We start from the raw sequence: 1,240 nt of genomic DNA on the forward strand, positions 1-1,240 counted from the left end.
TGTAATGGTCAAGTATTCATGGACAGATTGTTAGGCGCATTGCATTAATTTCATCTCATATTGTACGGGTGAGATGTTGCCCAGTTTATAGTGTCTTCGTTTCTGATTATAAAATGGTTCGATATAATCAATAATATCAGCCTGTGCTTGGTGGCGAGTTTGATAGTGGCGGTAGTTCACTCTTTCAGATTTTAAACTTCTAAAGAAGCGTTCCGTTACAGCATTATCTAAGCAATTGCCTGCTCGACTCATGCTGGATTGGATGTTTAGTTCTTTTAAACAGCCTTGGAAAGCATCACTTGTGTATTGTACGCCTTGGTCAGAGTGAAATATTAAATCAGTCTTAGGCCGTCGTTTATTGACTGCTAGCCGAATAGCCCTGATGGTTAGCTCAGAATCCGGTTTATGAGAGAACGCCCAGCTGATGATTTTACGGGAGCATAAATCAACAATCACGGCTAAATACAGCCAACCTTGCCCGGTTCGAATATAGGTGATATCCCCTGACCAATGAGTATTCATACGCTCAGGATTAAACTGGCGATTTAAAAGATTAGGGGCAATAACAGACGGTTTACCGCCTTTAGGGTAACGATGTAGTCTAGGCCGTTTGGCAATCAACTTATGATGTCTCATTAACCTTCTGACTTTATACCGACCCACGTTAAAGCCTAAATCACGTAATTCAATCATCATTCTACGGCTACCGTAAGTGGCATCCATTTCTTGATGCACATGCTTTATGGCGGCCTCCAAACGTACTTGTTGGGGCTTGATAACCTTCATCTTTGCTCTACTGTAAAATGTACTGCGGCTTAAACTTAAGCATCGACAAATATCCTGAACGGAATACCCAGCCTTCTTCAGCTTTAACGCGACCGGCTCCCGTTGGTCATTTCCATTGCGAAGAAGGCTGACGCCTTTTTTAATAAGGCATTGTCACTTTCAGCTTGTTTGAGTTTTTTCTCTAACTCTTGAATGCGTATTTGGTCGGGTGTTAAGGCTGATGCTTTGGGCGTCACACCACGTTGCTCAGCTCGATATTGCCTTACCCATTTTTGTAAACTGGAATAGCCAACATCCATATTTTCGGCGACTTGTTTAGTGGTATAGCCTTGAACTGTGACTAATTCTACGCACTCTCGTTTAAACTCAGATGTAAATTTCTTACTCATTATTACCTCGTTGGTTTTGGTTATGATACCTCCAACAATGTGTTTTGAATAATTAGACCATTACA

The 1,240-nt window shown here is 41.5% G+C and carries 2 protein-coding genes; both read right to left on the minus strand.

The annotated features are described in order from the left end of the window. Positions 1-30: 30 nt before the first annotated feature. Positions 31-930, minus strand: coding sequence for an IS3 family transposase (locus L0668_RS20515; RefSeq protein WP_235314597.1), 900 nt, complete (start codon positions 928-930; stop codon positions 31-33). Then, on the minus strand, positions 870-1,175 hold the full coding sequence (locus L0668_RS20520) for a transposase (RefSeq protein ID WP_235314596.1): 306 nt from the start codon (positions 1,173-1,175) through the stop codon (positions 870-872). Before L0668_RS20520 ends, L0668_RS20515 begins: the two co-directional genes overlap by 61 nt. Positions 1,176-1,240: the final 65 nt, after the last annotated feature.

The organism is Paraglaciecola algarum, assembly GCF_021532655.1.
GTDB lineage: Bacteria > Pseudomonadota > Gammaproteobacteria > Enterobacterales > Alteromonadaceae > Paraglaciecola > Paraglaciecola algarum.